We start from the raw sequence: 5032 nt of genomic DNA, 5'->3' as shown, positions 1-5032 counted from the left end.
GGTCCGGGGGTCCGGGGGTCCGGGGGTCCTGAGCGCTAGATCAGCTTCATCTGGGAGAGCGTGGCGTTGAACCAGTGATCGGCATTGGGCGGGCAGTACTTCACGGCGAACGCGTAGGTGATGGAGTAACCGTAATTGGCGGCAAGCCCTGCCACGTGTGCGTTGATAGCCTCTTCCCAGCTGCTCCAGCTCGAATCGCCCCAACCCCAAGCGTTGTAGGGGGCGAAGCAATGCGCTCCCTTGGAGCTTTCGGTGTTGGAGATGGCGGGCGACCAGCGAGGATCCACGCCATTGTTCCAAGCGGCCTCTGCGAACGTCCTGCCCTGGCCCGCCAGCGGAGACCCGGCAAGGTACGCGTCGATGCGGGCCGTCCACGTGGACACGAACTCGTCCTCGCCCACGCTCCAGTCGACGTCGGGCAATCCGGCCAGCGCGTCTGCGGCCGCCTCGCGCGCGGCTTGAGCCTGCTGCTCGGCCTTCGCGGCTTCGGCGGCGGCGATGCGCGCCTCCTCCTCGGCCCGCGCGGCCTCCTCGGCAGCAATGCGAGCAGCCTCCTCCTCCGCTTCGATAGCGGCGATGCCCTGGGAGATATCACGGACGGCGACGCTCGTCAACGTGCTGGCCGCACGGGAAGCCCCATCGGAAGGCTCTTGCTCGAAGACATCCGCGCCCTCGGAAACGCTCGCCGCATCGATGCCGAACGAATCCACATCGGAGGGTGCGGCAACGCCTGCAGAAGCGATCCCGATCCCGATGCACCCGGCAACAAGACACGACGCGCATCCCACCGCAATCGCTTTTGCGGCAAGGCTCGTGTTCCGTTTCGTTGGACGCTTGGCGACCAAAATACCGTACCTTTCGTTTCGCAGCGCACGACCCCGCACCGCCGAAGCGGTTGACAGCGTGGTTGGTTGTAAGGGAGGATTGCTGCCGGAGGGGCGCTATGCTGTTGTGACTGGCACTATTGTAACGAGAGCGCCCTCCGAGAGCAAAAAAGTATGGAGAAGCCCTTCACGGTTTGTTCGCTTGACAGGCGCATTTGCGTTGTTTCCGCAGTTCGCAAACCTTTTGATGCTGCGAGCAGAACAGCGAACGAATTGTGCAGACCAGCGCGCCTCACGTCGAGAGAACGACCGTCCGGCCAACCGCTCGCGCCCGCGCACGCGCGCCCCCGCTCACCCTGCGCCCCCACGTGCCCCGCGCGAGCACACCCGCGAACCCTGCACCCCCGCGCGAGCGCCCCCGTTGATGTTTGACGGACCAGACAGAACTTCAATCGCGAACCCCGCGCACCTCGCGCCCTCGCGCGCGCATCCCCGCACATCCGCGCCCAGCGCCGAGAAAACGACCGTCCGGCCAACCGCTCGCGCCCGCACGAGCGTGCCTCCCGTACATCTTGCGCCCTCCACGCGCCCTCCGCACCCCGCGCGCATTCCGCGCGCATTCCGAACAGAGCTGCGGCATCCGACGCGCCCCCACGCACCCCCAGCGCGCACCTCGAACACGGCAGACGCGACCGCGCCGTCAGTCAAACCACGGAGGCATCTCTATATAGTAGTCGCGTCCGTACGGCGCGGAGATCACGACATGCTCAATCGAGCCGGGCACCGCATACCAAACAAGACCAACCACGCAAAACACCGCGAAACACGCGCCCGCAAGCAACGTGAGCAGCGGCGACTTGAGCGCGCCGCCCAATATGAGCAGCCCCGCCACCATAAGCAGCACAGGCCACAGGCCCATCAGCATCAGCCCGATCGTCTGCCACCCCACCATGCCCAAACTCATGGGCAGCAGCGTCCCGCCCACGCAAAAACATACCAGGCCATCAACGAAATGACGCGTGCGGTGCCCCGGCTTGGCCGGCACCACCATGCGCACAATGCCCAGGATGACGAAGATGACCGGCCAGTACTGCCACCACGATACGCCTTCCACGAACGTGGCAACAAAAGACATCACGCCAAAGAACAGCAGAAACGAACCCAGCCACAACGCCCCCTTCACGGCTGTGGCAGACGGCTCTTTCGGAGGTTGGACGGGCTGAACGGGCTGGACGGGCTGAACAGGCTGTACGGGAACCGCAGCGGAAGGCACCGAAGCGCCCATGGATGAAGAGGGCGCGGTCGGCTGTCCCAACGCCGCAGCGAACTGCGAAGCGGCATCGGCAGCTGCGGAAACGGTCGCCATCGGCTGCGTCGGCGCTGCGAACACCTGCGAAGCGGCGTCGACGGGCGCCGGCGAACCTTCTGCCAACCGCACCGGCTGCGGAACCGCCCCGCCGTGCATCATCGGAGCGCCCACCGGTTGCGACGACACCGCAGGGCGCGACGGCGCACCCGCAGAGCCGCCCGCAGGCGGCATCGCGCCCGCAGACGCAGAGGCGGCCGCAGGCGGGGGCGGGGGCGGCACGTGCGCGGCGCTCGCATAGCGCCATGCAGCCGCCTGAGCTGGACTTGCGCCCTGTTGGCCCGCACCCTCGGCATGACCGCGCGCGACGGCAGCAGTCACCTCCCCATACGTGTCGGAGCGTACGGACTGGGGCTCCACCTCAACCGGAACGACCACCTCGGGCGCTTTCGGCAGCACCGCCCACATCGCCACGTACGCCACGCCTAAAAGGCCGACCGAGGCAACCGTGAGCACCACCACGAGAATACGGACGACCACCGGATCGACATCGAAGTACTCGGCTGCGCCAGCGCACACGCCCCCCAAAAGCGCGTCACGCGAACGATTGAGCCGCTTCTCCTGTGTCACCCATCCTCCCGAACAGCTGCGTCACCGACAGTGCACGGGACATCGAAATCGTCAAGGCGCTCCACGCGAACCGTCAGGATGCGGCGACGGCGCATGGATTGGATCCTGAAGCAGTATCCGTCGATGCGGTACTCGTCGCCCATCTGGGGAACCGAATCGAGCGTGCTCATGAACCAGCCGGCGATCGTCTCGTAATCGGGCGATTCCGCAACGGGCCAACCCAGCTCTTCGGCATCTTCGACCGAAAACCTTCCGTCCACCACCCATGCCGTGTCGCCCACCTGCTTGATGAACGGGCTTTCGCGGTCCGTCTCGTCCACGATCTCGCCGACGATCTCTTCCACGATGTCCTCGACGGTAATTAAACCATCGGTGCCGCCGTACTCGTCCACGACGATGGCCATTTGTTGACGATTCGTTTGCATCTCTGCCAAAAGCGGGAAGATGTCTTTCGTCTCGGGCACGAACATGGCCTCGTAAGCGTGCGCCGCCACCGGCTCGTTCTCCCGCCCGTCCATGAGTGGCGCGATGAGGTCTTTGTAGGTGACGATGCCCACGATGCGGTCGATGTCCTCGTGGTACACGGGAAGGCGCGAATAGCCGGTGCCGCGCATTCGCTCGATAGCCTGGCGCACCGTCTCGACGTCCTCGACGAGGATCATGTCCACACGCGGCTGCATGATCTCGTGAACCGACATGTCGCCGAGGTCGATGATGTCGTGGATCATGCGCTTCTCGTCGTCAAGCAGCTCGTCATTGTCGGTGACCATGAACTTGATCTCTTCTTCGGACACGTTCTGACGCTCGTCGGCGTCTTTGACGCCCAGCACGCGCGCAAGGCCGTTCGCCGAAACCGAGGTGAGCGCCACCAGCGGCGAGGCGATCTTCTGGAACACCATGAGCGGACCGGCCACCGTTTTGCTCACGCGCTCGGCGTCGGCCAGCGCGATGCGCTTCGGCACGAGCTCTCCCACGACGATGCTCAGATACGACACCACGAGCGTGATGAGCACGGGAGCCAACCCCGGCGCGATGACTGCAAGCCACTGCACGCCCAAACCCGACAGCCAGGCGGCGAACGGATCGGAGAGGTTCGTGGCGGCGGCGGCCGAGGCGAAGAACCCGACGAGCGTGATGGCCACCTGGATGGTGGCCAAAAACTGGCCGGAGTCGGCGGCCAGCGACAACGCGCGGCCGGCGCGCTTGTCCCCTTCCTCGGCCTCGTGCTGCAACAGCACCTGCTTCGCATTGACCAGCGCCATCTCCGACATGGAGAAGTACCCGTTAACCAAGACGAGCACGAACGTTACGACGATGCTTATCCCTATGTCCATGAGTGATGCGTTCATCTCCTTCGTAAGCGGTTTGCGTCCCCTTCGGGCGCTTGCGCCGCAGGACCCCGTATCCCTGCGGCGATCGTGGGGCTGTCATGCCCGCGCGCTTGCGCACGCACCCGCTCACATAACGTACAACGCGATGGCCAAGAACTGCAAGATGCTTCCGGCCAAGACCCAGAGATGGAAGATGGAATGCATGTAGGGGAGCTTCTTCAGCACGTAGAAGACGCACCCGACGGAGTAGCACACGCCACCCGCCACGAGCAGCCACAAGCCCGTCGTCGAAACGGCCGCCAGAAGCGATGGCAAAAACCCCACGACGCACCAGCCCAAAAGCAGGTACAGCACAGCGGATATCCAGCGCGGCCGGAACACCCAGAACGCCTCGCACGCCACGCCCGCCAGCGCGAGCGCCCACACGAACGCGCACAGCCACCCGCCGCCGTACGGAGCGAGCGAGATGAGGCAGAACGGCGTGTACGAGCCCGCGATGAACAGGTAGATGCAGCTATGATCGAGCACCTTGAACACGCGCTTCGCCTTGTCTTGCGCAATGGCGTGGTAGAGCGTGGACATGGTGTACTCGAGCAGCATCGTGAGCGTGTAGACGAGCGCGGCGAACAGGTAGACGCCGCCTCCGCTGTCCAGCGAGCGCACGACGAGGACGGGAATGGCGGCGATGGCCAAAAGCGCACCCAGGCCGTGCGTCACGGAGTTGGCGATCTCCTCGCCCAGCGTGTACTCGCGCACGTTGCGCTCTCTGTTCGCAGCGCTGGCCGACGTGTTCGCCGTCTCATGGCGCATCGCGCGCATGTTGGCGTAGTCGCGCGGTTTGAACTGGGAGGGCGTCCACCCGTGGGCGGGCGCGGGAGGCGGCGCGGACGCAGCCGCGGCGGCGGGAGCCGCCGACGCGGGAGGGGCCGCAGGTGCGGGAG

Annotated in this window: 4 protein-coding genes; all 4 read right to left on the bottom strand. The window is 65.4% G+C overall.

All coding sequences use genetic code 11. From position 1 onward, the window contains the following. Nucleotides 1-35: 35 nt before the first annotated feature. A complete protein-coding gene (locus C2L80_RS13065) occupies nucleotides 36-788 on the bottom strand; it encodes a CMP-2-keto-3-deoxyoctulosonic acid synthetase (protein ID WP_239939022.1) in 753 nt (250 codons plus the stop codon). A 736-nt stretch (nucleotides 789-1524) separates the two neighbouring features. Continuing rightward, on the bottom strand, nucleotides 1525-2760 hold the full coding sequence (locus C2L80_RS14200) for a PspC domain-containing protein (protein ID WP_087197876.1): 1236 nt from the start codon (nucleotides 2758-2760) through the stop codon (nucleotides 1525-1527). Then, nucleotides 2757-4094 (bottom strand): hemolysin family protein, encoded by a 1338-nt coding sequence (locus C2L80_RS13055; protein ID WP_087197874.1) that lies wholly within the window; start codon nucleotides 4092-4094, stop codon nucleotides 2757-2759. Before C2L80_RS13055 ends, C2L80_RS14200 begins: the two co-directional genes overlap by 4 nt. A gap of 123 nt (nucleotides 4095-4217) precedes the next feature. Continuing rightward, a partial coding sequence (gene trhA, locus C2L80_RS13050; protein WP_239939020.1) for a PAQR family membrane homeostasis protein TrhA occupies nucleotides 4218-5032 on the bottom strand: 815 nt, incomplete at its 5' end.

The sequence above is a fragment of the Rubneribacter badeniensis genome (assembly GCF_002899695.1).
In the GTDB taxonomy this organism is placed as follows: domain Bacteria; phylum Actinomycetota; class Coriobacteriia; order Coriobacteriales; family Eggerthellaceae; genus Rubneribacter; species Rubneribacter badeniensis.
The sequence above is the reverse complement of the archived record's forward strand: the minus strand, read 5'-3'. Positions and strand labels throughout refer to the sequence as shown.

Excerpts from the sequence above, each read along its gene's own strand:
- C2L80_RS13055 (WP_087197874.1), bottom strand. The coding sequence starts at position 4,094 with ATGGACATAGGGATAAGCATCGTCGTAACGTTCGTGCTCGTCTTGGTT.